This window comes from Alcanivorax sp. (assembly GCF_002733835.1).
Taxonomy (GTDB): Bacteria; Pseudomonadota; Gammaproteobacteria; order Pseudomonadales; family Alcanivoracaceae; genus Alcanivorax.
This window is the reverse complement of record NZ_NVWY01000012.1, coordinates 25968-50060: the sequence shown is the minus strand read 5'-3', so window position 1 is coordinate 50060 and position 24093 is coordinate 25968. Positions and strand designations below refer to the sequence as shown.

At 57.8% G+C, this 24093-nt stretch carries 22 protein-coding genes; 15 read left to right on the top strand and 7 right to left on the bottom strand.

The window, feature by feature from the left end; genetic code table 11:
* Positions 1 to 318: 318 nt before the first annotated feature.
* Positions 319 to 2697 (top strand): phosphoenolpyruvate synthase, encoded by a 2379-nt coding sequence (ppsA, locus tag COA55_RS08015; RefSeq protein WP_363969994.1) that lies wholly within the window; start codon positions 319 to 321, stop codon positions 2695 to 2697.
* Between the two features lie 87 nt (positions 2698 to 2784).
* Positions 2785 to 3081 (top strand): Rieske 2Fe-2S domain-containing protein, encoded by a 297-nt coding sequence (locus COA55_RS08010; protein WP_290501371.1) that lies wholly within the window; start codon positions 2785 to 2787, stop codon positions 3079 to 3081.
* 150 nt (positions 3082 to 3231) lie between these two features.
* Here COA55_RS08010 and COA55_RS08005 read toward each other — a convergent pair whose 3' ends face one another.
* The gene (locus COA55_RS08005; RefSeq protein ID WP_231880797.1) at positions 3232 to 3876 is read right to left on the bottom strand and encodes a transglycosylase SLT domain-containing protein; all 645 of its coding nucleotides are present in this window, start codon (positions 3874 to 3876) and stop codon (positions 3232 to 3234) included.
* Between the two features lie 301 nt (positions 3877 to 4177).
* Between COA55_RS08005 and COA55_RS08000 the strand changes: the two genes are divergently transcribed.
* Together COA55_RS08000 and gorA are read left to right on the top strand one after the other, a co-directional pair.
* Positions 4178 to 5752, top strand: a complete 1575-nt coding sequence (locus COA55_RS08000) for an FMN-binding glutamate synthase family protein (RefSeq protein WP_290501368.1) — start codon at positions 4178 to 4180, stop codon at positions 5750 to 5752.
* Between the two features lie 88 nt (positions 5753 to 5840).
* A complete protein-coding gene (gene gorA / locus COA55_RS07995) occupies positions 5841 to 7205 on the top strand; it encodes a glutathione-disulfide reductase (RefSeq protein WP_290501366.1) in 1365 nt (454 codons plus the stop codon).
* Between the two features lie 125 nt (positions 7206 to 7330).
* Here gorA and COA55_RS07990 read toward each other — a convergent pair whose 3' ends face one another.
* Positions 7331 to 8674 carry a cytochrome P450 gene (locus tag COA55_RS07990; RefSeq protein ID WP_290501364.1) on the bottom strand — a complete coding sequence of 448 codons (1344 nt, stop codon included), beginning with the start codon at positions 8672 to 8674 and terminating at the stop codon, positions 7331 to 7333.
* Between the two features lie 333 nt (positions 8675 to 9007).
* Here COA55_RS07990 and COA55_RS07985 point away from each other — a divergent pair, with 333 nt between their 5' ends.
* From COA55_RS07985 to COA55_RS07965, 5 genes are all read left to right on the top strand, one after another.
* A complete protein-coding gene (locus COA55_RS07985; RefSeq protein ID WP_039925960.1) occupies positions 9008 to 9790 on the top strand; it encodes a ParA family protein in 783 nt (260 codons plus the stop codon).
* The gene (locus COA55_RS07980; RefSeq protein ID WP_290501361.1) at positions 9780 to 10187 is read left to right on the top strand and encodes a DUF1232 domain-containing protein; all 408 of its coding nucleotides are present in this window, start codon (positions 9780 to 9782) and stop codon (positions 10185 to 10187) included. Before COA55_RS07985 ends, COA55_RS07980 begins: the two co-directional genes overlap by 11 nt.
* Positions 10180 to 10770, top strand: coding sequence for a DUF805 domain-containing protein (locus COA55_RS07975; protein ID WP_290501359.1), 591 nt, complete (start codon positions 10180 to 10182; stop codon positions 10768 to 10770). The genes COA55_RS07980 and COA55_RS07975 overlap by 8 nt, the downstream gene beginning before the upstream one ends.
* A gap of 136 nt (positions 10771 to 10906) precedes the next feature.
* Entirely contained in the window at positions 10907 to 11701 is a 795-nt protein-coding gene (locus COA55_RS07970) for a hypothetical protein (protein ID WP_290501357.1), read from the top strand.
* Between the two features lie 176 nt (positions 11702 to 11877).
* On the top strand, positions 11878 to 12570 hold the full coding sequence (locus tag COA55_RS07965) for a hypothetical protein (RefSeq protein ID WP_290501355.1): 693 nt from the start codon (positions 11878 to 11880) through the stop codon (positions 12568 to 12570).
* A gap of 254 nt (positions 12571 to 12824) precedes the next feature.
* Here COA55_RS07965 and COA55_RS07960 read toward each other — a convergent pair whose 3' ends face one another.
* Complete coding sequence (locus COA55_RS07960; RefSeq protein ID WP_290501354.1) at positions 12825 to 13946, bottom strand: alpha/beta fold hydrolase; 1122 nt, start codon at positions 13944 to 13946, stop codon at positions 12825 to 12827.
* Between the two features lie 401 nt (positions 13947 to 14347).
* Here COA55_RS07960 and COA55_RS07955 point away from each other — a divergent pair, with 401 nt between their 5' ends.
* The 3 genes from COA55_RS07955 (at position 14348) to COA55_RS07945 (ending at position 16505) form a co-directional block, all read left to right on the top strand.
* Positions 14348 to 14818 (top strand): PaaI family thioesterase, encoded by a 471-nt coding sequence (locus COA55_RS07955; RefSeq protein WP_363969984.1) that lies wholly within the window; start codon positions 14348 to 14350, stop codon positions 14816 to 14818.
* On the top strand, positions 14815 to 15270 hold the full coding sequence (locus COA55_RS07950; RefSeq protein WP_290501352.1) for a PaaI family thioesterase: 456 nt from the start codon (positions 14815 to 14817) through the stop codon (positions 15268 to 15270). The genes COA55_RS07955 and COA55_RS07950 overlap by 4 nt, the downstream gene beginning before the upstream one ends.
* 122 nt (positions 15271 to 15392) lie before the next feature.
* Complete coding sequence (locus COA55_RS07945) at positions 15393 to 16505, top strand: ferritin-like domain-containing protein (protein WP_063521203.1); 1113 nt, start codon at positions 15393 to 15395, stop codon at positions 16503 to 16505.
* On the opposite strand, the gene COA55_RS07940 is transcribed toward COA55_RS07945, so the two are convergent.
* The gene (locus tag COA55_RS07940; RefSeq protein ID WP_290501349.1) at positions 16487 to 17320 is read right to left on the bottom strand and encodes a patatin-like phospholipase family protein; all 834 of its coding nucleotides are present in this window, start codon (positions 17318 to 17320) and stop codon (positions 16487 to 16489) included. The genes COA55_RS07945 and COA55_RS07940 overlap by 19 nt on opposite strands.
* Here COA55_RS07940 and COA55_RS07935 point away from each other — a divergent pair.
* On the top strand, positions 17314 to 18558 hold the full coding sequence (locus tag COA55_RS07935) for an MFS transporter (RefSeq protein ID WP_290501347.1): 1245 nt from the start codon (positions 17314 to 17316) through the stop codon (positions 18556 to 18558). The two genes, COA55_RS07940 and COA55_RS07935, sit on opposite strands and share 7 nt — an antisense overlap.
* 5 nt (positions 18559 to 18563) lie before the next feature.
* Here the strand turns inward: COA55_RS07935 and COA55_RS07930 are convergent, their stop codons facing one another.
* The 3 genes from COA55_RS07930 to COA55_RS07920 form a co-directional block, all read right to left on the bottom strand.
* Positions 18564 to 19439 (bottom strand): base excision DNA repair protein, encoded by an 876-nt coding sequence (locus COA55_RS07930; protein WP_290501345.1) that lies wholly within the window; start codon positions 19437 to 19439, stop codon positions 18564 to 18566.
* The gene (ada, locus tag COA55_RS07925; RefSeq protein ID WP_290501343.1) at positions 19436 to 20524 is read right to left on the bottom strand and encodes a bifunctional DNA-binding transcriptional regulator/O6-methylguanine-DNA methyltransferase Ada; all 1089 of its coding nucleotides are present in this window, start codon (positions 20522 to 20524) and stop codon (positions 19436 to 19438) included. The genes COA55_RS07930 and ada overlap by 4 nt, the downstream gene beginning before the upstream one ends.
* Before the next feature lie 207 nt (positions 20525 to 20731).
* Positions 20732 to 21397 carry an OmpA family protein gene (locus COA55_RS07920; RefSeq protein WP_290501341.1) on the bottom strand — a complete coding sequence of 222 codons (666 nt, stop codon included), beginning with the start codon at positions 21395 to 21397 and terminating at the stop codon, positions 20732 to 20734.
* Between the two features lie 139 nt (positions 21398 to 21536).
* Here COA55_RS07920 and COA55_RS07915 point away from each other — a divergent pair, with 139 nt between their 5' ends.
* Together COA55_RS07915 and COA55_RS07910 are read left to right on the top strand one after the other, a co-directional pair.
* Positions 21537 to 22355 (top strand): lysophospholipid acyltransferase family protein, encoded by an 819-nt coding sequence (locus COA55_RS07915; protein WP_290501339.1) that lies wholly within the window; start codon positions 21537 to 21539, stop codon positions 22353 to 22355.
* 134 nt (positions 22356 to 22489) lie between these two features.
* Positions 22490 to 24082 (top strand): FAD-binding oxidoreductase, encoded by a 1593-nt coding sequence (locus tag COA55_RS07910; RefSeq protein ID WP_290501336.1) that lies wholly within the window; start codon positions 22490 to 22492, stop codon positions 24080 to 24082.
* The last annotated feature ends 11 nt before the right edge of the window (positions 24083 to 24093 follow it).

Sequence of the window (24093 nt, the reverse complement as noted above, 5' to 3'; positions counted from 1 at the left end):
TCCGTACAAGACGCAGGCATTACACTGCGCCCGATAAATCTTGGCTGGCATTAATACCTCTTTAATTTCAATTAGATAGCGATAATTCGCGGCGCGTGGTGCGAGGGCGGGTGGTGTGTTACCGAAAGTGATACCCAAATACCGGCCAAATCTGAAAGAGGGGGCAGGCAAACTGTTTCGGTTTTGAGTAGAATGTCGGCTCGATTTGATCCGGCACCTTGTGCAGCGCACTTATTATGGCGCTATTTATGGCGCTTTCGGCACAAGGTGTGCCGACCTGCTTTGGCCAACAAACCAACCGGTAATACGTAAAAGGAGATGACCTTGGCGGAATATGTAGTCTGGTTTCAGGACCTGGGTAAAGATGACGTTGAGCACGTAGGTGGCAAGAACGCATCCCTGGGTGAAATGATCAGCAATCTGTCGGCAGCGGGTGTCTCCGTTCCCGGCGGCTTTGCTACTACCGCTGAAGCCTTCCGTGAATTCCTTGAGCACAACAATCTGACCCAGAAAATCAACGAAGCGCTGTCTGCGCTGGACGTTGAAGATGTAGTCGCGCTGGCCAAGACCGGTGAAGAGATTCGTCGATGGGTGGTTGAGGCTCCGTTCCAGCCCGCGCTGGACAAGGCTATCCGTGATGCGTATGCCCAGATTGGCGAAGGCAACGCAGACCTGCCGGTGGCGGTGCGTTCTTCAGCGACGGCAGAAGATCTGCCCGATGCGTCTTTCGCTGGCCAGCAGGAAACCTTCCTGAATATTCGTGGCGTGGACAGCGTCATGATCGCGGTCAAAGAAGTGTTCGCTTCCCTGTTTAACGACCGCGCCATCAGTTACCGCGTCCACCAGGGCTTTGACCACAAGCTGGTCGCCCTGTCTGCCGGTGTGCAGCGCATGGTGCGCTCCGAGACGGGCGCTGCGGGCGTGATGTTCTCCATGGATACCGAATCCGGCTTCAAGGACGTGGTATTCATCACCGCTTCCTATGGTTTGGGCGAGATGGTCGTGCAGGGTGCGGTTAACCCGGATGAGTTCTACGTCCACAAGAAAACCCTGCTGAACAAGAAGCCTGCTGTACTGCGCCGCAATCTGGGCAGCAAGATGCAGAAAATGATCTACGGCGCTGAAGGTAGCGCGGGCAAGTCCGTTGAAATCGTGGACGTGGACAAAGATGAACGCATCCGCTATTGCCTGACTGACGCACAGGTCGAGAATCTGTCCCGCCAGGCGATTGAAATTGAAAAGCACTACGGCATGCCCATGGATATCGAATGGGCGCTGGATGGCGACGATGGCAAGCTGTACATCGTTCAGGCCCGTCCGGAAACCGTGAAAAGCCGTTCCGACGTGAACGTGATGGAACGCTACTTGCTCAAGCAAACCGGCAAAGTACTGGTGGAAGGGCGTTCCATCGGCCAGCGGATTGGCGCCGGTAAAGTACGCATTGTGACCAATATCAAGGAAATGGATAAGGTCCAGCCCGGCGATGTACTGGTGACGGACATGACCGACCCGGATTGGGAGCCGGTGATGAAGCGTGCCGCGGCCATTATTACCAACCGTGGCGGTCGTACCTGTCACGCGGCCATTATTGCCCGTGAACTGGGTGTGCCGGCCATCGTGGGTTGTGGCGATGCCACTGAACTGCTCAAGGATGGTCAGGAAGTCACGGCCTCTTGCGCAGAAGGCGATACCGGCAAGATCTACGAAGGTCAGCTGGAGTTTGATATTCAGCGCAATTCCATCGAGTCCATGCCCAAGCTGCCGTTCAAGATCATGATGAACGTGGGCAACCCGGACCGGGCCTTTGATTTCGCCGGCCTGCCAAATCAGGGCGTGGGCCTGGCCCGCCTGGAGTTCATCATCAACCGTATGATCGGTGTGCACCCCAAGGCACTGCTGAACTACGATTCCATGCCCCAGGACGTCAAGCAGAACGTGGACAAGCGGACAGCCGGTTATGGCGACCCGGTGGACTTCTACGTGGAGAAGCTGGTCGAAGGCGTTTCTACCCTGGCGGCAGCGTTCCACCCGGAAAAAGTGATTGTGCGTTTGTCGGATTTCAAGTCCAACGAATACGCCAACCTGATCGGCGGTAAGCTGTATGAGCCTGAGGAAGAGAACCCGATGCTGGGCTTCCGTGGTGCCAGCCGTTACATCAGCGAAAATTTCCGCGACTGTTTCGAGCTCGAATGCCGCGCCATGAAGAAAGTCCGTGACGAAATGGGCTTTACCAACGTGGAACTCATGGTGCCGTTCGTTCGCACCGTGGGCGAAGCGGAGCAGGTGATTGAGCTGCTCGCGAAGAATGGTCTCAAGCGCGGCGAAAATGGCCTGCGTGTGATCATGATGTGCGAGCTGCCGACCAACGCCTTGCTGGCGGATGAGTTCCTGCAGCACTTCGATGGCTTCTCCATCGGCTCCAACGACCTGACTCAGCTGACGCTGGGCCTGGATCGCGATTCCGGCATCGTCAGCCACCTGTTTGATGAGCGTGACCCGGCGGTGAAAAAGCTGCTGAAGATGGCCATCGATGCCTGTAATGAACAGGGCAAGTACATCGGGATCTGTGGGCAGGGCCCGTCGGATCACCCGGACCTGGCCAAGTGGCTGATGGAGCAGGGCATCTCTTCCGTTTCCCTTAACCCGGATTCGGTGCTGGATACCTGGTTCTATCTGGCGGAGAAGCACGGCAACTAATGTCTGCTTGACCGATCCGCTGCTTCGCAGCACAGTAAAAAGCCCGCTTCTGCGGGCTTTTTACGTTACGGAAACCGGTGAGGGCACATGTTTCATCGACTTATCCGCATCATGGATCTTTACGACGGTCTGCGGCTGCCTGTTACGGTGGGGCGCAAGGAGTTGCTGCTGATCCATGAAGACGGTCGCACCTGGCTGATGCAGCGCCGCTGCCCCCACGCGGACTTTCCGCTCGATCGCTGTACCGTGATGAATGAGCAATTGCGTTGCCCGGGGCATGGGCTGACGTTTTCGCTGCGCAGCGGTAAATGCCAGACATCAAGCTATCAGCTCGAGCAGTTTCGGATTGGTTACGACGGGCAGTGGCTGGGTGTGGAAATTTGATGAACGTTGGGTTTGTTGTCTGATTACGCCTTTCAGGTTAATCAGACCTACCCGATAACCTGGGAGCGCCGAGTCTTGTAGGTTGCATTAGCCTGAAAGGCGTAATCCAACACTGGTGTTGACGGGCCCTGAGTAAAGGGGCGGGACGGCTTACCGTGACGCGAACACCGTTTCTTCCTCTCCAAGTTCGGCCACGAACTGGTGTGCATAGCGCTGGCGCAGTTGCTTCACTTTCTTCACGTAAGCCTGGGTCTCCTTGAAAGGCGGAATGCCGCCATAGCGGCGAACATTGCCTTCACCGGCATTGTAGGCGGCCAGAATATGGTCGAGATCGGAGAATTTGTTTTTCAGGTAGGCGATGAACTGGGTGCCGCCGGTAATATTAGCGCGGGGATCAAAGGGGTTGCTGACTTTCAGGTAGGCCGCAGTTTCGGGCATCAGCTGCATAAGCCCCTGGGCGCCAACCCGGGAAATAGCGTTGTGGTTGAACAGGGACTCGGCGTGGATAACGGCTTTGACTAGCGCCGGGTCCACACGGAAGCGGGTGGCTGCCTGGGTAATGATGGTGTCGTACTGGTCACGCTGGGCGTTGGAAAGGGCGCGCGGGGTGTAGCTCCAGCCCTTGCGAACGGAGAGCAGGGTATATTGTTGCCCCACCTGTTCCTGAGCCTGGTCGGTGAACAGGATGGTGCCATCCGCAGAGCGGTATTTGTAGATATTGTCTGCCTGTGCCGTCGCACTGAAGCCCAGCATGCAGCCAGCTGCAAAGACCCCGGACAGCCAGGATTTAGTCAATAAAACCCGCATTGAACCCCGTACCCCTTTTCTGGTGCCTCAAGGCGCTTGTTGGGCACCCCGAACACCGTTAGTTTGTTGTTCTTCCGTCGATCTGGCTTATTGCCAAGCGTTACCCCCATGATAACGCCATTCTTTTTTCTTTCTGGCCAGCACCAGACGAATTGACCACACTGGCCGCCAAGCGTAACAAAATCGACGGACGAACATCATACTATTGCGCCGGGGGTGGCCCAAGTGCGCTGGCGCACATTTCCGCTTTAAGCCACCCGATGGTGAATACTGCAAGCGAGGAGAGCGAATGTTTCCCGAGTATCTGGAGCCCTGGTTGAACAGCACCATTGCCTGGCTGGAGCTGGGTTTTCTGCTGCTGGTATTGCTGCTAACGCTGGTCGCTGTCGGGTTATGGCTACAGGACCGTTTTTTTCAGAAGCGTCACGCTATTCGCCGTAATTACCCGCTAATCGGCCGGTTTCGCTACTTTTTCGAGACTCTTGGTGAGTTTTTCCGCCAGTATTTCTTTGCCATGGACCGCGAAGAGCTGCCCTTCAATCGGGCACAGCGTGCCTGGGTTTACCGTGCGGCAAAGGATCTCAGCAATACCATGGCGTTTGGCTCTACAAAGCAGATTGGCGCCGGGCGCGTCATTTTCATGAATTGTCCGTACCCGACACTGGAAAAAGACGCAGCCAAGACCTTGCCGCTGATGATTGGCCCATACTGTGAGCAGCCCTATGCGGCCCACAGTTTCTTCAATGTGTCGGGTATGAGCTTTGGTGCATTGTCCCGTCCAGCGGTGCAGGCGCTGTCCCAGGGCGCGGCCATTGCCAATTGCTGGATGAACACCGGTGAAGGGGGATTGTCTCCCTACCACCTGGAAGGGGGCTGTGATGTGGTCTTTCAGGTGGGCACCGCCCGTTACGGTGTGCGCGATGCGGAAGGCAACCTGAACGACGAGCGCCTGGCGGCAATCGCGGCGCGGCCACAAGTGAAAATGATCGAAATCAAACTCAGCCAGGGCGCCAAACCTGGCAAGGGCGGTATTCTGCCCGCCGCCAAAGTGACTCAGGAAATTGCTGACATTCGCGGCATTCCGGCGGGCCAGGCATCTATTAGCCCCAACGGCCAGCCGGATGTACATAGTGCGGATGATTTGCTGGACCTGATCGCCCATGTACGTGAGGTGAGCGGCAAGCCCACTGGTATCAAGTGTGTGCTCGGTGCCTGGGCGTGGGTGGAGGACCTGTTTCTGGCCATTCATGCGCGCGGCCTGGAATCAGCGCCGGACTTCATCACTATCGATAGCGGTGATGGCGGCACCGGAGCGGCGCCCATGTCACTGATGGATGATGTGGGCTTGTATCTGGCGGAATCCCTGCCTTTGCTGGTGGATCTGCGTGATGGCTACGGCCTCACAGACCGTATCCGCATTATTGCGTCAGGCAAGCTGATCACCCCGAGCATGGTGGCTTGGGCAATAGCAGTGGGGGCGGATTTCTGCGTGTCGGCCCGGGGCTATATGTTCGCCCTGGGGTGTATTCAGGCGCTGCAGTGCAACCGCAATACCTGCCCCACCGGCGTCACCACGCATAATCCGCGATTGCAGCGGGGGCTGGTGCCGGCGGAAAAATCCCGGCGCGTGGCGCACTTCCACAACAACCTGGTGAAGGAAGTGGAAACCATTGCCCATTCCTGCGGTGTGGCTGAACCACGCCAATTACGCCGCTACCATGCACGCATGCTGAGCAGTAATGGTGAGTCTGTCCCGCTTGACCGGTTGTGGCCGCAGGTAGAGCCCGGCATCTATCTGCGTGAAGGGCGGCCCAGTGAGAAACAGCCTTTTGTGCGCTGGCAGGGCATTGGAACTGGCCCGTAATGGCGGGCACCTATAAGCGCTATCGAATGGCTGCGTTTGTGCTAATCGCTGCAGCCTTCACAATGAACAAAACACAGAGGAGTTTTCAGTGACCACGGAATTTGATCTTGTTGTAATTGGTGCCGGTTCTGGCGGGGTGCGCGCCGCGCGCATGGCTGCTTCCCATGGCGCCAGCGTTGCGATTATCGAAGAACGCTTTTTCGGTGGCACCTGTGTGAATGTGGGCTGCGTGCCCAAGAAGCTGTTTTCGTACGGCAGCCATTTCCCCCAGGAATTCGCGCTGGCTGAAGATTATGGCTACACCGTGACAGGCTGGGAGTTTGACTGGCCCACACTGCGTGATAACAAAAGCCGGGAAATCAGCCGGTTGAACGGTATTTACCAGCGGATTCTGAATCAGGCCGGGGTGACGATTTTTGAAGGTCACGGGCAGGTATTGGGTGGCGGCAAGGTCTCTGTGGGTGAAATCGTGTTGACGGCCCGGCATATTCTGGTGGCAGTGGGTGGCAAGCCCTTTGTGCCGGAGCTTCCCGGTCGTGAGCATGTGCGCATTTCCGATGATTTGTTCTATCTGGACACCCTTCCCAGGCGTGTTGCCGTGGTGGGTGGTGGTTACATCGCCACAGAGTTTGCGGGCATCCTGCACGGCCTGGGCTGTGAGGTGACGCAGGTCTACCGTGGTGATCTGTTTCTGCGCGGGTTCGACCAGGACATTCGTGAGTTTATCGCCGAGCAGATGACGGAGCAGGGCGTAACACTGAAATTCAATGCGGACGTTGCCAGTATTGAGGCGATCAACGGCGAAAAACACGTTACCTATCAAGGCGGCGAGCAGGCGGTATTTGATGAAGTGTTCTACGCCACCGGGCGCATCCCCAAGCTGGATGGTTTGTTTGCTGAGGGTGCTGCGCCGGCCATGACCGAGGGCGGTGCTATCAAGGTGGATGATGGCTTTGCTACCAGCGTTGACGGTCTCTATGCGCTTGGCGATGTGATTGATCGGGTGCAATTAACACCGGTGGCACTGGCGGAGGGCATGTGGCTGGCGGCGAAACTCTATGGGGAGCACAAGCCTGAAGCCGCCATGGATTACCACAACATTGCCACTGCCGTATTCAGCCACCCCAATATTGGCACGGTGGGCCTGACGGAAGAACAGGCGTTGGCCCGCGTGCCGGCGGTGCGGGTATATAAAAGTGCGTTCCGGCCCATGCGTTATACCCTGGGGGACAAGCAGGAGCGTTCACTGATCAAGCTGATTGTGGACGATGCCTCCGACAAGGTGCTGGGCCTGCATATGGCCGGTGAAGACTCAGCCGAGATTACGCAGGGGTTTGCGGTGGCTATCAAGATGGGCGCCACCAAGGCCGACTTTGATGCCACCGTGGGGATTCATCCAACCGCGGCGGAAGAACTGGTAACCCTGCGCCAGGGGGTATTGATCACCGCTTGATGGCAATCGGTATTGAGTGACGAGTATCGAGTTACGAGAAGCGAAGTTCACAAAAAACGGTCATTTCAGCGAGATTGTTTTCTGCTTTCGCAACTCGCAACTCGCAACTCGCAACTCCATGCTCATCAGAGTTTTGCCAGTTTCACCGGCAAACCATCGGCGGGCACCGGCAGGCTGCTGGTGTCCACCGGCATTTCGTAGTCCTCCGGCACCGACCATCGATAGTTGAGCAAAACCTGGTGTAGAACCGCTTTCACTTGCAGGTCGGCAAAGTGCAGGCCGATGCACTTGTGGGCACCACCGCCAAAAGGCATCCAGGCATAGGGATGCACCTTGTCTTCGCGCCGTTCGGCACTGAACCGTTCCGGGTCGAAGCGCTCCGGGTCTGGCCAGTACTCCTCCATATAATGGGTGAAGTAGGGCACCACGTTGATAAAGCTGCCGGCGGGTATAAAGAAACCCTCATATTCCACATCTTTGACTGTTTTGCGGGGGAGGGAAGGTACCGGTGAGCACAACCGCAAGGCTTCCTTCATGGCCATGCCGATACCTTCCAGCCTGGGCAGATCGTCATATTCCAGATCCCGCTTGTTCAGGGCGCGACTTTCTTCGCGTAGCCGCTCCTGCCACTCGGGATTCTTGGCGAGATAATAAAAGAGGGTGGAGAGAGTGATCGTGGTGGTGTCGTGGGCGGCCATCATCAGGAAGATCATATGGTTGATCACGTCATCGTCGCTGAACCGGTCGCCGTCTTCAGTGCTGGCATGACAGAGCGCGCTGAACAGGTCCGATTCCTGGCTGGCGCGCTTGGCAGGTAATTCGTTGCGGAAAAACGCTTCCAGAACCCGTCGCCCCTTGAGCCCTTTGGACCAGCGCAAACCCGGTACGCTGGTACGTATGATGGCCGTGCCGGCGCGAACGGTATCCACGAAAGCCTTGTTGATAGAATCTGCCTCCGGCCCCAGCTCATAGCCCATGAATACATCCGTGGCCAGATCCAGAGTGAGCTGCTTTACCTCCTCAAGTACCTTGAATTGATCAATACGCTCCCAATCTGCGATCCCGCTGGCGATGTGTGGCCCCATGCGGTCGAGATAGCCTTTCAGCACGTCCTTGTTAAAGGCTTGCTGCATGATCTTGCGATGCCAGCGATGCTCTTCGAAATCCAGCAACATGATACCGCGATGGAAAAAGCGGCCGATAAAATAATCCCAGCCATCATGATTGGAAAACAGGTCGCCGCGGTTGAGCATGACGAACTGGTTGGCGTCGGGGCCGAGCATCTGGATCATGCGCAAGCCAAATACGCTGCTCCAGGATACCGGGCCATAGGTGTCATAGCGTTTACGCATTAATCCAATCGGGTCGCGCATGAAAGCCAGGGTGTGGCCGATAAGGGGCAATCCCGCATCACCAGGGATGGCCTTGAGGGAGCTTGTCCGTGGCGGGGCGCAGAATGGCTGAGACATATAAAGCACCTGAAAAATAGCTGTGAACGGCGCAGGTGAAGCGCCGAAATGAAACATTGTGTTTACTTTTAGCTCGCTTGCTGGCGCTCAGCAAGGGGAAGTAAATAGATTTCGCGTCCACGTTTAATTTGGGTGTTTTTTAATCGAATCGTAACGTGCGTCTGATCGGCCACGCTTTGCCGATTTCGCTCAGCGGTTATTCACCAGGTTATCCACAGTTTCTGTGGACAGTCTGAGTAGCAGTTTATGCCCGTCACTTTGGCACTGTGAGTGGCTTTGCAGGCTGTGTATGATTCGGCAACGCCAATACTTGCTGTTTAAGGAGAACAAGGAATGCGTAGAGTGGTGTTCAATCAGAAAGGGGGCGTGGGGAAGTCCAGTATCACAGTCAATCTGGCGGCTATCAGCGCGTCGGAAGGCAAGCGCACCCTGGTTGTCGATCTGGATCCACAGTGCAACGCCAGCCAGTATTTGCTGGGCATGCCGGCGTACAGTAACGGGCACGGGCCAAAACCCAACATCGGCACTTTTTTTGCTCAGACCCTGTCGTTTCGGCTGAAAGAAAAAGATCCGCGTGACTATGTGCATGCCACCCCGTTTGAGAACCTGTTTGTGTTGCCGTCCGATGGCGAGCTGGGGGAAATCGAGCATATGCTTGAGTCCAAGCACAAGATCTACAAACTGCGTGGTTTGCTGAAGGCGCTGGCGAAAGACTTTGACGAGATTTTTGTGGATACCCCACCGGCGTATAACTTCTACACCTTGTCATCGTTGATTGCGGCAGACCGGGTGCTGATCCCGTTTGATTGCGATGCGTTTTCCCGCAAGGCGTTGTACACACTGCTGGAAAATATTCAGGAAGCCCGGGAAGACCACAATGATGACCTGCAGGTGGAAGGCATTGTGGTGAATCAATACCAGCCTCGAGCGCGGTTGCCGCAGGAGTTGGTGGCGTCTCTCGAAGAAGAGGGGTTGCCGATTCTTGCCAACAAACTCTCCAGCAGTGTAGTGATGCGTGAATCCCACGAAAAAGCGACGCCACTGGTCAATATGCAGCCACGGCACAAGCTCACCGATGAGTACCGTGCGCTGTTCAGGGAAATCAGTGCCGGTTAATCCGTTCCGGGTCGAGGCCCGGCGTCGGGCGGGGCGGATCCTTCGTTCTGCCACGGCCACCCGCTGGCTGGTCCAGGCGGTTTTTAATCGCTCGGACCGGTTCAAGGCTCGGCTGGGAGATGCCTTTGCCGACCTGATCTTGCTGGCGTCATTGCTACGGGATTGGGTAACCGGGCGATACCGAACGGTTCCCTGGGGTACCTTGCTAACGATCACTGGCGCGCTGGTTTATTTTTTGATGCCGCTGGATGCTATCCCTGACCCGATTGTGGCGTTGGGTCTGCTGGATGATATTGCAGTGATATCGCGCACACTTAAGCTGACCCGCACGGATCTGGACCGCTACCAACAGTGGCGCAATGTGCAGGGTGAGGTCGGGGGAGAAAACAATGAATGACGGCTACGGGGCTGAATCACTCAAGCCTGGTTATCAGGGTAAGGGCATGATTGTTTATGAGCCTCTCTCCGTGCTCAGCCTGCGGCAACGGCTTGGTCGCCTGCGGTTTGCGTGTTACCAGTTTGGCGCTGCGCTGCTGTCGGGCTTGCTGATGGTCCTTTTCCTGTTGTTGTCCGCCGAACTGTTGCCGCAGTGGGTGGGTTGGGGCGTCGTTGCAGTGGTGTCGCTGGCGTTGCTGGTTTACCAAATTGGACTTCTGGTGCGTCGTTTGCACGATATGGAAAAAAGTGGCTGGTGGGTCATCCTGGCGTTTGTGCCGTTGGTCAATTTGCCATTCCAGCTTTATCTCTATCTTGGTGATGGCAGCAGCATGATGAACCGTTTCGGAACGCCGAACCCTCCGGTTAGCACCGTGGTTATGCTGGTGGGCGGTTTGTGTTGGTTTATCAATGTGTTAGTGCTTTTATCCATGATGGTCTTGTTGGTGTTGGGTTGGTTTCTGCCCGACCTTCTGGCGCCTTATCTCGCCCAGCTTCCTCAGGGGTGGGCGCAGCCGGTACAGCAGGCGCTTAACGCTCGATAACTATTAGTCGCAGGCTCCTATTTTTGCTACCTTTTATGCTATTGTCTTGTGATCCAGGTCCGGGGAGAGCGGACTTGGCGATATAAATAAAGCCATAACCAGTAACAACAATAATAGCGATTATTAGGGAGTAGCTATGAGAAAGCGTCTTCTGGGGTGTCTCATTGCGATGGTGTTGCTGCCAATGCAGGGATTTGCGTCAATCAGCAATGCGGAACTCGAAGATTTTGAACTGGCGTTGTGGAAAGTCCGCGCTGATTTCCACATGTTGACCGTCATGGTCGGCAGCAAAACCTATATTTCCAATCTTGATGAGGCTATTGACCAGGCTCAGTCCGGGATTGATTCGTTACGCCGTGATGCAGAAGGTAGCGAGGAGCGCTCTCTGGTTGCTGACCTTGAAAAGAGCTGGGGTATTTTCAAAGCTGCTGCAGAAAGCAACACCATGGCCGAGCAGGGGTTCACCAACGCTTACACCATCCAGGATGTGAACGAGTTGCCAGTGGAGATGTCCCTGCGCATGGAATCGTTCACAGGCACCACCGACGGCAAATACGATGATATTCGCGAGCTTTCCGCTTACCTTCAGCGCATGACCTCAGAATACCTGAATATCGCTGCAGACCCGGCAGGGGGGATGGCGTCGGGCTCGGATGAAGGTCGTATTGAATTCAAGGATGCCGTGCCCGAATTTGAGCGGATGCTGGCAGCGGCGAAAAAGAACCATGCCGATGATGAAGCCATTAGCCGCGCCTTGAATCAGGTGGGCGTCAAGTGGATGTTTATTCGTGAATCCATGGTCAAGTTTTATGAAAATGCGGTGTCTTATCTGATTTATCGGTACACCAACCAGATGGTGGACACCATGAGTCAGGCAATCAGTCTGGCGTCCACGGATGTAGAAAAGCCCAGCTTCGGGCCGGTTGAATAAGGCGGAGCCCGTGTGGCTCTTTCTACTGACCCTCGCATGTGTGCGGGGGTTTTTTGATGGTGGCTTGTGTTAAGCCGCTCTTGTTTACATGAATGGGGGAGTTTGGGGTGAATAAAGGGATTCGACATGGCCTGATTGCGACGCTGCTATTGGTGTCAACAGGGGCTCAGGCAGCAATGTCCGCCACGGAATTGGCACTGGTTCAGGCAGATGCATGGCGTGTTCGTATGGGGTTTCATCTGCTTTCGATTCGTGGGGACAACCCGGAAGATCGTGTAGCGCTGAAAGCCTTGTTGGCGGATGGCGAGCAACATGTGGATGCGCTGAAGGCGCAAGCCGCTGCCGGTGAGAAAGACACTGCAACGCAACTCAATGCGTCCTGGGAAGCACTCAGTGCACGCGCCCTGGATAATCCGCTGGCCTCACTGGGCTATGCGGATTACGGCGCCATGAGTGAAATCAATACCACCACGCTGGCGGTGGATACGCTGGCTCGAGAGGCTGATGTGGCGGGCGATGCAACCTACCTGGATATCGCTCAGTTATCCGTGGCGATGCAGCGTCTGGCTAGTGAATATGCCGCCCTGGCAGCGTTTCCCTCAGCGGGTTTGAAAACCGGCACGGGCCTGCAATCCATGGACTTTGGCGCGGAAGCCCGGGCCATCGACGAGTTGCTGGCCAGCCTGAAAGGCAAATATGCGGGGGATCAGCAGGCGCGTGATGTGCTGGCGTTTATCGATCAACGCTGGGCGTTCGTGCGCAAGTCGATTCCCGGTATGGATGACCCGAACACGCAGAAAATTCCTTATCTGTTCTACCGCTATGCCACGCAAATGGCGGAACGGGTGAGTGAGCTGGCCCAGCCATAGAGTGGGTTCATCACGGAATTGAGTGATCAGCCTGCCTCGGAGCTTGTCGCATTATCTCTCCCTGACAGCCGCTGGACGCCGGATGCCCCTGACTACGCCTCAAAAGGGATACCACAATAACGACAGCCTCTCAGGCTATGGGGTTTACGTCAGGCATCCGGCGTCGAGCTTTTGGCAAATGGCAAAGCGCCGGATTATTCGCTCTAATCCGCGAAGAGCCATAAAACGGTCCGGCTTTCGGCCAGGCGGCGCGGCTACTGCGAGCGCGCCACCAGCCAGTCAGCGCTGATGCGCCAGGCGTGGGAGGGGGCTTTTGAACCTGAAAAGACCCCCGCATGGCCACCCGGCACTTCCTCGAAGCGTTTCTCTTTGCTGCCGACAAGATGCATCACATCCCGTGCTGCGCGCAGGCTGACAATGTTGTCGGTGATGCCGGCAAAGGAAAGCAGGTCCTGCTGAATGGATGAAAAATCCACACTGCGCCCGCCGATCCGGATTTTCCCTCTGGCCAGGCTGTTGGCCAGAATCATCTTCTCGATCACCTCACGGACCACCGCACCGGGGTAATCCACCATATCGTTGAACCACTGGCCCATGGTCATGTACTCAGTCACGTATTCACGGTCACCAAGATTACGGATCAGATCCATGTAAGCCTGGACCACGCCGGGGGGATTGGTCATCTTGAATCCCAGCGTCAGCAGGTTGGCGGGAATGTGAAATAGCTTGTCGCTGAGCGGCTCCAGACGAATCTGGAACCAGTCGTGGATCTGCATGGCGGGAATGGCGGCCAGGCCCAGCGCCTTGCCGAACGGTCCACTCTTGTGAAAGTTCACCGGGCTGGCAATGGTGATCAGGCTGCGGACAGGTGCGTCATGGTGGCCGCCCAGATACATCAGGCAAAGCAGCCCGCCCATGCAATAGCCCATCATGTTGATGGTTTCGGTTTCCGCATGAGCCTTTACGGCATCCACCGCAGAGGGAAGCCACCGGTTTACATAGGTGTCCAGGTCCAGGCTGCGATTGGCGTTGGACGGTTTCCCCCAGTCCACCAGATATACATCGTAGCCGCGGGCCATCAGGTAAAGGACCATGGAGCGGTTGGGCATCAAGTCGTAGGTCCAGCAATGAATGCCCAGCGCAGGCACCAGCAGCAGGGGGATGCGGTGTTTGTCGGCGGAAACCGGCAGGACGTCGTCGTTAAGCGGGATTTCTGTCACCGGTGGCAGGCTGTAATGGCGTACAGCCATGATGCCATCACGATAAATTTCATCCCACGGGCATTTATCCACCTGGATAAAGCGTTGTGGGTGGCGCCTGCGTTCAACAATGTGGCCAACGGCCCGCAGGCTGTTCTTTAATCGTGATGTAGCCATTCAAAACGACTCCTGAAATGGGGGAGAAGCCTAGGGAACCTCTGAATAACTCCTTGCGTACTCAGCGTGACCTGAAGCGTGCAGCTGTTGCGCCTTGTCTCGACAGACAGGGTGGTTCCCTTTCTTAGAGAAAAGGCGCAGCAGATGTGCGCTTCAGGCCGCGCCCTCCGGGTCTTTCAGGCTGGCCCGCACTCGTTGTTGCGCTTTTTCGACAGGCAACCAGCATGCCATCAAAATCGCGCCTAGATTGCGAGCCAGTCTGAAAGACTGAGCATGCAAGGAGTTATTCAAAGGTTCCCTAGCAGAGAGCAAGGCCGTTTCTATGGTAAAACGGTAACACTTGCAGATTAGCCGCCAGCGGTTAATCTTGCCCCCGATATCAGCTGGAGACATTGGCCGCCGTGACAGAAAAAACACTTCCGTATACACGCCAGGACATATGCAATCGCTTCCTGGATTCCGTCCGCCACTCTGTTGTGCTTGGGCTTGAGGTTGTCAGCGCTACTGAAGAGTGCGTCCGGGTCCGAATGCCCTGGCGAGACGATCTGGTCGGCAACCCGGAGACCGGAGTCATGCACGGTGGGGCCATTTTCGCAATGATGGACCAGGCTGGGGGCATGGCAATCACTTGCCGAACTTTCCCCACGTTCGAGATTACTCCGACCATCGATTTTCGCGTGGATCATCTGCGTAGCCCGGGGAAAGGGCGGGCTGTGGTGTGTGAGGCCCGCTGCTATCGGCTCACTACCCACGTGGCCTTTGTCAGTGTCACCACCTGGGAAGAAGAGGGGGACGAGGAGCCCATTGCCACCGGGTTGGCAACCTATACGCGGCTAAAAATTGACAAGGCAGGCACGGTGGTAGGCCAATGAAAGCACTGAAAACGCTGATCGAAGAATGCCGTAGCGGCAAGGCAGACTATCAGGCCCTGATCGACCGGGTACCGTATGCCCGGTTCCTGGGCATTCAGGTAATTGCCCAGGGGGACGAACTGACTTTTGTGCTGCCCAAGCACGACAATGTGGTCGGCAACCCGACCTTGCCAGCGCTGCACGGCGGGGCGGTGGCCGGTTTTATGGAGCAGGCGGCGATCATCTTCATCCTGCTGCAAATGGGTGAGCCCAAAGTGCCGAAAACCATCGATTTCACCATCGATTATCTGCGCGCGGGGTTGTTTCGCGACACCTTCGCCGAATGCAGCGTGACTCGTCTTGGCCGGCGTATCGCCAACGTGCACATCAGTGCCTGGCAAAAAAACCGCCAGGAGCCGATTACCATTGCCCGAGCTCACTTCCTGCTTTCTGACGATGGCAGCACCGATTAAGCCGATCTTGATCCATTGTATTTAGGCGCCACGGACGGCGCTAATTGTCATATCACGACATTGCTCCCTTCCCGGCATCCGCCTAGCGTTGAGTCATGACTTAGCGCTACCAGGGATTTCCCATGAAAATAACTAAAGTCAGCACGCCGCCTGCCCATGTCAGTATCTATGAAAACTGGGATGGCCCAGGTCATGAGGATATTGAAGACAAACTGACCACACAGCACGTTGAAGATGTGGTGGAAATATTCCAGACCCCGCTTACCGGGCATTACAACTGGGACTACTCCTCCGCCGACGGGCGGATCCGCAAATTGTACAAATTGGGAAAAGAACTCAACTGGAATGCGGATATGGATGTGGATTGGTCGCAGGATTTCCCCAAATCCGAGGTGCCACTGGACCAGTCCTTCAACCCCTTTAACGGCTGGTCCACCTTTGAGTCGCTCAGCGATGAGGAAAAGCTCCGTTTCGGCTGGCACAACCTGGCCTGGATGCTGGCCCAGTTTGTACACGGGGAGCAGGGGGCATTGCTGGTGGCGTCCCAATTGGCCAGTTGCGCACCCACCTACGACGCCAAACTCTACGCGGCCAGCCAGACCTTTGATGAAGCGCGCCATGTGGAGGTTTTCACCCGTTACCTGCAGGAAAAGATCGGCATTCTTTACCCGGTGAACCCCAACCTGAAATCCTTGCTGGACAAAATCCTGTCTGATCCGCGCTGGGATCTGAAGTTTATTGGCATGCAGATCATCATCGAAGGGCTGGCGCTGGCCGCGTTTAATACCCTGAAACTGACCGCCCAAGACCCCCTGCTGAAGCAGATTATTCACCTGGTTATTCGCGATGAAGCACGGCACGTTACCTTTGGTGTCAATTACTTGGAGGACTTTGTTGAGACTCTGTCTGAAGAGGAGAAAGAGGAGCGCGCCCACTTCGCCTTCGAGGCCTGCGTGGTCATGCGGGAGCGCCTAATCAGCACGGAAGTGTTCGAGCACTTTGGCTGGGATGTGAACGAAGCCCGAGAGCAGGTTTTGTCATCCTCCATCATGGCGCAATTCCGCAATCTGCTGTTTACCCGGATCATGCCTAACCTCAAACGCATTGGTCTGCTCACCGATTCCGTGAGACCACGGTTTGAGGAGCTGGGCATCCTGCAGTTTGAAAACCTGGTGGACGATGGGCAGATCGACTGGGCAGAGCTTTCCAAGCCTCTTTACGACGAGGCGTCCTGAACCGATTCGATGATCAATGCATCAGCCACTGGCCGGGCCAATGCCCGGCCGGTGGCGTTATAGGCCTGGCGCATGGCCAGGCGGCCCTGTTCCAGCTTGCCGGGGCCGGAGCGGACCAGGCCGTCAATGGCAAGGGCGACCAGATTCGGTCGCGTGGGGTGATGCAGCGCCATGCTGTTACGGCCACGCCAGGGAGAGCGTGACTGCAAATGGTGATAAAGTACCCGCTCTCCGGGGAAGGTGGCAGCCAGCCCGTGGCGGTCGGCAATGCCGCCGTCCCAATAGTAGCGCCCGCCAATCCGGGCGGGCTGGAAGAGCAGGGGGACGGCACAGGACGCGTATACCGCTTCCACCAGATCCCCCTGTTGCAACACCTGCGTGCGCCGGCTTTTTCCCTGCCAGGCGGATACCGCCAGCGGGGTTCGGGACTCTTCCACGCGCTGAGTGGGTAGCAGGCCCGCCAGCATCCGTCGAAAAGCCTGACCGGATAACAAACCCAGCCCGGGGGATGGGTCCCAGAAGTGTGACCGATCCAGGCTGAGCAGCGTGTCTTCGATGGCATTGATGCTGGCGCCGGAGGCTATGCAAGCCGCCACCAGAGCGCCAGCGCTGGAGCCACAGAAACGGGCGGGCGACAGGCCATGGTCAAGCAGGGCACGCAGCGTGCCGAAATGGGCAAAAAAACCGAAAAACCCGGATGACATGGCGAGGGTGAACGGCGCCTCTGCCAGCCAGTCCGCCAGTAACGCCTGATGAGATGCGCCCCCTGGCGGTGCGTGATCCGCTACCCCTTGAACCGGAATATGTAATGCCACAGCTTGACCCTTCCACCAAAATCGCCGGCAAGACTACCTCGCGAGCCTTCAGTCACACAATGTTGTTGGCGGCAGTAGCGGTAACCGCACTGGGCCAGACCCTGGTTTTTACCCTGCTGCCATCACTGGGGCGTGCCACCGGCATGACGGAAATGCAGGTGGGGCTGATCATCAGTTGCTCGTCACTGGTGTTTGCTTTGGCAAGCCCGGTGTGGGGCACCTTGAGTGAGTCGCTGGGCCGCAAACGAGTGATGGTAATCGGTCTATCCGGTTATTCGCTGGGTACGCTGTCATTTGCCGTGGTGTTTGATCTGGGACTTCGCGGTGCCCTGGTGGGAGTCGGTCTGGTGGCGGCTCTGGTCCTGAGCCGCATGCTGCAGGCCGCCATCATGGCGGCAACTCCGGCGGCGGCCGCTGCGTATACCGCTGACATCACCACCCCGGAGCAACGCACCCAGGGGATGGGCCGCATCGGTGCTGCCAACAATATCGGCACCGTCGTGGGGCCGGTGTCCGGCGGCATGCTCGCTGCCGTTGCGTTGGTGTTCCCGCTTTATGGGGTGGCGGCACTGACCGCGCTAATGGCGATCAGCGTGGCCTTGTGGTTGCCGCCGTCGCCGCACCAGCCAACCGCGCGCACCGTACCGCTGCGTTCCGTTTTGCGCCATGGATTGGCCGCCTATGCGGACCCGCGCTTGCGCGATCTGCTGTTGACCGGAGTCATGCTGTTTATGAGCTTTGCGCTGATTCAGCAAACCCTGGGTTTTCTGTTTCAGGATCAGTTCCAGATGAGCCCGACCGAAGCGGCAAGGGCGCTGGGGCTGACCATGATGATGGCGGCGCTGACGTCGCTGTCAGGGCAGCTGATCGTGGTGCAATGGCTGAAGGCGCCCGCAACCCTGCTGATCGCCCTGGCCGTGCCCAGCATCGGCGCGGGTGCCGTTATTCTCTGGTTGGCCAATACGGAGGCCTGGATGAGTGGGGCGGTGCTGCTGGTCGGGCTGGGCCTGGGGTTTGGCATGCCTGCGGTCATGTCCCTGGCCAGCCTGAGGGTGCCCACGCAAGAGCAGGGCCGGGTGGCTGGCCTGGCCAGCGCCTGTCCGGCGCTGGGGTTTATTGTCGGGCCACTGGTTGGGACCGGCCTGTACACGCTGGATCAGCGTTGGCCCTATTTGCTGGTGATCACGTTGCTGTTGCCCATGTCGATGCTGGCCTGGCGGCTTGCCCGCAAGGCTTGAGACGTTCAGGCTTGCACCTGTAACGACTGCCACAGGTGCGCCGCCACCAGTGCCCGCCATGGAGTGAATTCGGCCAGCCAATCCCGGGTGGCCTTCGCTGCTGGGCGCTCATTCCAGGCCAGCAACTGTTGCAGCGCTTTCTGCACCGCCACATCCCCGTGCAGGCTGCCATCCAGGTAGCCATATCCCCGTAGCAGCGTGTAATTCACACTCCATGGCCCCAGGCCGCGAATACCCAGCAAGGCGTGCTCCAGGTTTAGTGCGTCAGCGTTTGAGTGCAATGCGTCGGGAAGCAGGCAGTGATCACAGCAGCGCTGCGACACCGTCAACAGTGTCTGCGCCTTGCTGGCTGAAAATCCAACGCTGCGCAGCGCGTTGCTATCCAGCTGGCTCACCGCAACGGCATCGGGGTAGCAGTGCAGGCCATTAATCACCTCTTGACCTGCCAGCTGAATAAACCGTCGACGAATGGCAGTGGCAGCGCTGACGCTGATCTGTTGTCCGATGATGGCCCAGCTCAATGCCTCGAACGGGGTCGCCGATTGCGGGACACGCAGGCCCCGCTGTTGCTGCACCAGGTGGCCGAGTGCGGTCGGCTCCGCCATCGCCTTCTCGAAGGCCTCTACCGGTTGGTCCAGGCCCAGCATGGCGCGAGTGTGTCGGGATAATGCCGTGCGGGTGAGCGACTTGGCCGTGGCGCGGACCTGGCCAGGCTGGCTGAAGTCCAGGGTGAACACGCAGGGGCGACCGTCGATGGTAGCGGCTTTGTGGAGTACATAGGCCTCCACCCGCTCGGAAATGGCGTGCCGATCACGGCCATGGAAATCAAGAAAGGCAGCCACACCAAAGCGTGCGGGTAGCGCGAGCGAAAGGCTGCTCACGCCTGTTCTTGTCCTTGTTCGCGGCCGAGCAGGGCGGCCTTGCGCTCAACCCCCCAGCGGTAACCGGACAGGCCGCCATCGGCGCGCACAATACGGTGGCAGGGCACCAGCACCGCCAGCCGGTTACTGGCGCATGCCCGCGCCACGGCGCGGGCCGCGGTGGGCCGGCCAAGCTTTTCTGCCAGCGCCTGGTAGGAGAGGGTTTGCCCTGCCGGAATCGATCTCAGCATCGCCCAAACTTGCTCCTGAAAGGCGGTGCCCCGGATATCCAGGGGCAGGGCATCCGGCATCGAAGCCTGTGTGCCGAGAGGCTGGTCGATCAGCGTAATCACCATGGCAACACGCTGATCGAATGCGTTATTGCCGGGTAATATCTCTGCACCGCTAAATTCCTGTTGGAAATCGCGCAGCAGGGCATCCGGGTCATCGCCCATGGCGACGGCACAGATTCCATTTTTGCTTTCGGCCACCAGCACAGCGCCCAGCGAGCTGTCCGCAATGGCGACACGCAACGCCAGGCCTTTACCGGCTTTGCGGTACTGCCCCGGTTTCATGCCCAGTGTTTGCCCGGAGGAGCTGTGGAGATGGCTGCTGGAATCAAAACCGGCGCGATGGGCGGCGTGGGTCAGCGGCTGGTCGTCACGCAGTTGTTGGCGAACTCGGCGGCGGCGGACCGCAACACCATATTGATGCGGGGAGATTCCGGTGATGGCCTTGAACTGGCGTTGCAAGTGGAAGGGAGTCCAGCCGGATTGCGCGGATAATTGTGCCAGTGTGGGTTTGCGCTCCGCCATGTCGATGGCGCGGCACAGGGCAATCACCGTGGTCGTGGCGGGCGACGGGGCGTTCCCCTGCGGATGACAGCGACGGCAAGGGCGATAACCGTCTTGCAAGGCGGCCTTGTCGTTATCGAAAAGGCGAATGTTTTCAGTGCGTGGGCGGCGCGATGGGCACGTGGGCAGGCAGAAAATACCGGTTGTGACGACCCCATACACAAAGGGATCACCAGGAATGCACCGATGTTCATTGATGGCGCGTTGCCGTTGCTGGTCTGCATTCATGGTTGTGCGTTGGCCTGTTCGCATGGGTCCTGTCCCGTAGTTCTGAAGGGAAGTATGAAGGGAAGTATGAAGGGAAATGAAGCTGACGGGGAGCATGGAGGAGGGGCGACAAACGCACATTCGAAATATTGCGGTTGTATTCGAAAAAACACAGGTGCTGAAAATAGAGGGGATGACGTAAAACAATGGCGGCGAGCCTGGCCCGCCGCCTTGCGGGAATCACTACGCTGCTTACTTGGTGTAAGGCAGCAGCGTCAGTTCCACGCGACGGTTCTGTTCCCGGCCGCTGGCCGTACTGTTGCTGGCAATGGGCTGGGTTTCACCAAAGCCCACGGTGTCCAGACGAACCTGTTCAACCCCGAAGCCAGACAGCTTGTTGGATACCGCCTGGGCCCGTTGCTGGGACAGCAGCAGGTTGTAGCGATCGCCGCCAGTGCTGTCTGTGTGCCCGGCCACCTGGATCATGGTGGATTTGTATTCGTTAAGCACTTCGGCTACTGCATCCAGCACCGGATCGAAAGAGGATTTCACGTTGGTGCTGTCGGTGGCAAAGGTCAGGTTGCCCGGCATGTTGAGAATGATGTTTTCGCCATCACGGGTAACGGAAACCCCGGCACCTTCGAGTTTCTGACGCAGCTTGGCTTCCTGAACGTCCATGTAATAGCCCACACCACCACCGGTAACCGCACCGATGCCGGCCCCGGCCAGAGCGCGTTCTTTACGCTCTTTGGCGCTGTCAGACGTGGCGATACCGATCAAGGCGCCGGCGACCGCACCAATGGCCGCACCGGATGTGGCTTTGGAGGTTTGTTTTTCACCCGTGTAGGGGTTAACTGTGCTGCAGCCCGTAACGGCAATCGCACTCGCCAGCGCAAGTGACCCGGCAAATCGTTTCATGAAAGCTCCTTGGGGTTCGATAACATATTGGTTTTTTTACTGGTTTAGGCCTGAATGAACCATAGCGGTAGTGTAAAAGCTGGTAAAGTGCCGACGTCACGACTGCACCCAATTTGATCAAATCGTTACAGGATATCGCTTGGCCATTCAGGATTTTTCACCGCCATCGCTGGCGACAATGGACCGGTTGCTGGCTGTGTCCCGGCGCTATTTCGCTCCCAGGCTATTTGGTGCCGATAATGTGGACCCACAGCGCCCGGCGCTGTTTGTGGGTAATCATGGCCTGTACGGCCTGATTGATTCCCCGCTTTTCGTGCTGGAGTTGTACCGGGAAACCGGCGTTTTCCCCAGAGCCCTTGGAGATCGGTTGCATTTCCGCGTGCCGGGCTGGGGGCCATTGCTCAAACGCTGGGGGGCGGTGGAAGGCAACCCCGACAATTGCACGCAACTGATGCAGGCCGGGCAGCCGGTACTGGTCTTTCCCGGTGGAGCGCGGGAGGTGGCCATGCGCAAGGATGAAGTGCACAAGCTGGTGTGGAAGAAACGCACCGGGTTTGCGCGCATGGCCATCGAACACGGTTACGACATTATCCCGTTTGCCTCTGCAGGCTGCGACGAAGCCTACCGCGTGCTGATCGACGGTAACGATTTTCAGCAATCCTGGCTCGGCCGCACTTTGCTGAAGCGCCCACGGCTCGACAAGCTGTTACGCGGTGGCGACATGTTCATGCCATTGAGTCGGGGCGTGGGACCCACCCTGATTCCCAAGCCGGAGCCCCTCTGGTTCCAGATCGGGGCGCCAATCTCAACCGCTCCCTGGGCCGGCAAACAGGGCGAGACGGACGCCTGCTGGGCGGTGCGTGAAACCGTCGCGGCGTCGATTCACGGTATGCTCGAGTCCCTGAATCAGGAGCGCGCAGCCGCACGTCAGCAAGGCTGGCGCCGTTGGTTGCTGTAACCCGTCCGCAGCCTTGGCTTTGCACGTAACGCCCAAATCACGCCTTTGTCACAAATAGTCCATCCAGTGTCCTGCCACGCCAGTGAAAGCGCGGCGAGTCAGGGCTACTATGAGTGAAAATAAGGAGTGTATGCATGCGACGCTGGAATGGCTGGGGTGACAGCAATAATCACTATCCGTTAAAACCGTCCGGGTTGGCCTTTATTCAGGCGCGCCTGGGCCGTGCCGAACCGCTACCCGACGCGGAAATGGCGGCAGTGATTGCCCAAGTGCCGGCGTCCCGGCTGCCGGAACACCCAGGGGTCAAGACCGATGCGGAAACCCGGCTGCGTCACGCGCGCGGGCAAAGCCTGCCCGACTGGCTGGCCATGCGCTCCGGTGAGTTCGAGCGATTCCCGGATGGGGTTGCCTCGCCTTCCAGCAGCGAAGAAGTTCGCGCACTGCTCGATTGGGCGCTGGCCCAGGGCATTACCGTGATTCCCTATGGCGGTGGCACGTCCGTGGCAGGACATATCAATCCCCCCGATGGCGATGCACCGGTTCTGACCTTGAGCCTGGCGGCCATGGACCAGCTGATGGATCTGGATATGCAAAGCCAGATCGCCACGTTTGGCGCTGGCACACCCGGCCCCAAGGTGGAGCAACAGCTCCGTGAGCGGGGCTACATGCTGGGGCATTTCCCCCAGTCCTGGGAGCTGTCCACCATTGGCGGCTGGGTGGCAAGCCGTTCCAGCGGCCAGCAATCCATGCGTTATGGCCGCATCGAGCAGATGTTTGCCGGTGGTCGAATGGAAACGCCCAAAGGCACATTGACGATTCCTACCATTCCGGCCTCATCAGCCGGGCCTGACCTGCGGGAAATTATCCTCGGCTCGGAAGGGCGCATGGGGGTGATCACCGAAGTCAAAGTACGGGTCACGCCGTTGCCGGAAACGGAAACGTTTCAGGTGGCGTTCGCCCCGGATTGGGATACCGGCAAAGAGCTGGTGCGGCAGATGACCCAGGCGAAGATACCGCTTTCCATGCTGCGTCTGTCCAATGCGGAAGAAACCCGCACGCACCTGATGTTGGCCGGCCACGAAAAGCTGGTCGGTATTTTGCATCGTTACCTGAATGTGCGTGGCTGTGGTGACGGCAAGTGCATGATTACCTTCGGTGTCACCGGCGACAAGGCGCAGGCGCGCCATGTGCTCGGCCAGGCTCGCAAGCGGATCCGTCAAGCTGGCGGCGTCATGGTGGGTACCCTGCTGGGAAAAAAGTGGGAAGAGTCCCGTTTCCGCTCTCCGTACCTGCGCCACGGGCTGTGGGAACACGGCTATGTGGTCGATACCTTTGAAACTGCAGTGGACTGGAATCGGGTGACCCCGGCCATGGTGGCCATGGAGCAGGCGGTACGTGACAACGCCGGTGACGGCGAGCAGGTGCATGTTTTTACGCACCTGTCACATTTGTACTCGCAGGGTTCCAGTATTTATACCACCTATGTATTCCGCTGCTCGGACAGCTACCAAGCCACACTGGCTCGCTGGCGGGTACTGAAGCAGGCAGCCAGTGAAGCCATTGTGGCGAACGGTGGCACCATCAGTCACCAGCATGGTGTAGGTCGTGACCACGCGCCCTGGTTGCACCATGAAAAAGGCGAGCAGGGAATGGCGGTACTGAACCGTCTGGTTGATCACTTCGACCCCCAGCATCACCTGAATCCCGGCTGCTTGATCGACGACTGATACCGGCACGA

Coding starts and splice junctions, on each gene's coding strand:
- COA55_RS07910 (WP_290501336.1), top strand. CDS start 22,490: ATGCGACGCTGGAATGGCTGGGGTGACAGCAATAATCACTATCCGTTA.
- COA55_RS07960 (WP_290501354.1), bottom strand. CDS start 13,946: ATGGCTACATCACGATTAAAGAACAGCCTGCGGGCCGTTGGCCACATT.
- COA55_RS07935 (WP_290501347.1), top strand. CDS start 17,314: ATGCCACAGCTTGACCCTTCCACCAAAATCGCCGGCAAGACTACCTCG.
- COA55_RS07985 (WP_039925960.1), top strand. CDS start 9,008: ATGCGTAGAGTGGTGTTCAATCAGAAAGGGGGCGTGGGGAAGTCCAGT.
- COA55_RS07965 (WP_290501355.1), top strand. CDS start 11,878: ATGTCCGCCACGGAATTGGCACTGGTTCAGGCAGATGCATGGCGTGTT.
- COA55_RS08010 (WP_290501371.1), top strand. CDS start 2,785: ATGTTTCATCGACTTATCCGCATCATGGATCTTTACGACGGTCTGCGG.
- COA55_RS07990 (WP_290501364.1), bottom strand. CDS start 8,674: ATGTCTCAGCCATTCTGCGCCCCGCCACGGACAAGCTCCCTCAAGGCC.
- COA55_RS07920 (WP_290501341.1), bottom strand. CDS start 21,397: ATGAAACGATTTGCCGGGTCACTTGCGCTGGCGAGTGCGATTGCCGTT.
- COA55_RS07945 (WP_063521203.1), top strand. CDS start 15,393: ATGAAAATAACTAAAGTCAGCACGCCGCCTGCCCATGTCAGTATCTAT.
- COA55_RS07975 (WP_290501359.1), top strand. CDS start 10,180: ATGAATGACGGCTACGGGGCTGAATCACTCAAGCCTGGTTATCAGGGT.
- ppsA (WP_363969994.1), top strand. CDS start 319: ATGACCTTGGCGGAATATGTAGTCTGGTTTCAGGACCTGGGTAAAGAT.
- COA55_RS07970 (WP_290501357.1), top strand. CDS start 10,907: ATGAGAAAGCGTCTTCTGGGGTGTCTCATTGCGATGGTGTTGCTGCCA.
- COA55_RS07950 (WP_290501352.1), top strand. CDS start 14,815: ATGAAAGCACTGAAAACGCTGATCGAAGAATGCCGTAGCGGCAAGGCA.
- ada (WP_290501343.1), bottom strand. CDS start 20,524: ATGCGAACAGGCCAACGCACAACCATGAATGCAGACCAGCAACGGCAA.
- COA55_RS08000 (WP_290501368.1), top strand. CDS start 4,178: ATGTTTCCCGAGTATCTGGAGCCCTGGTTGAACAGCACCATTGCCTGG.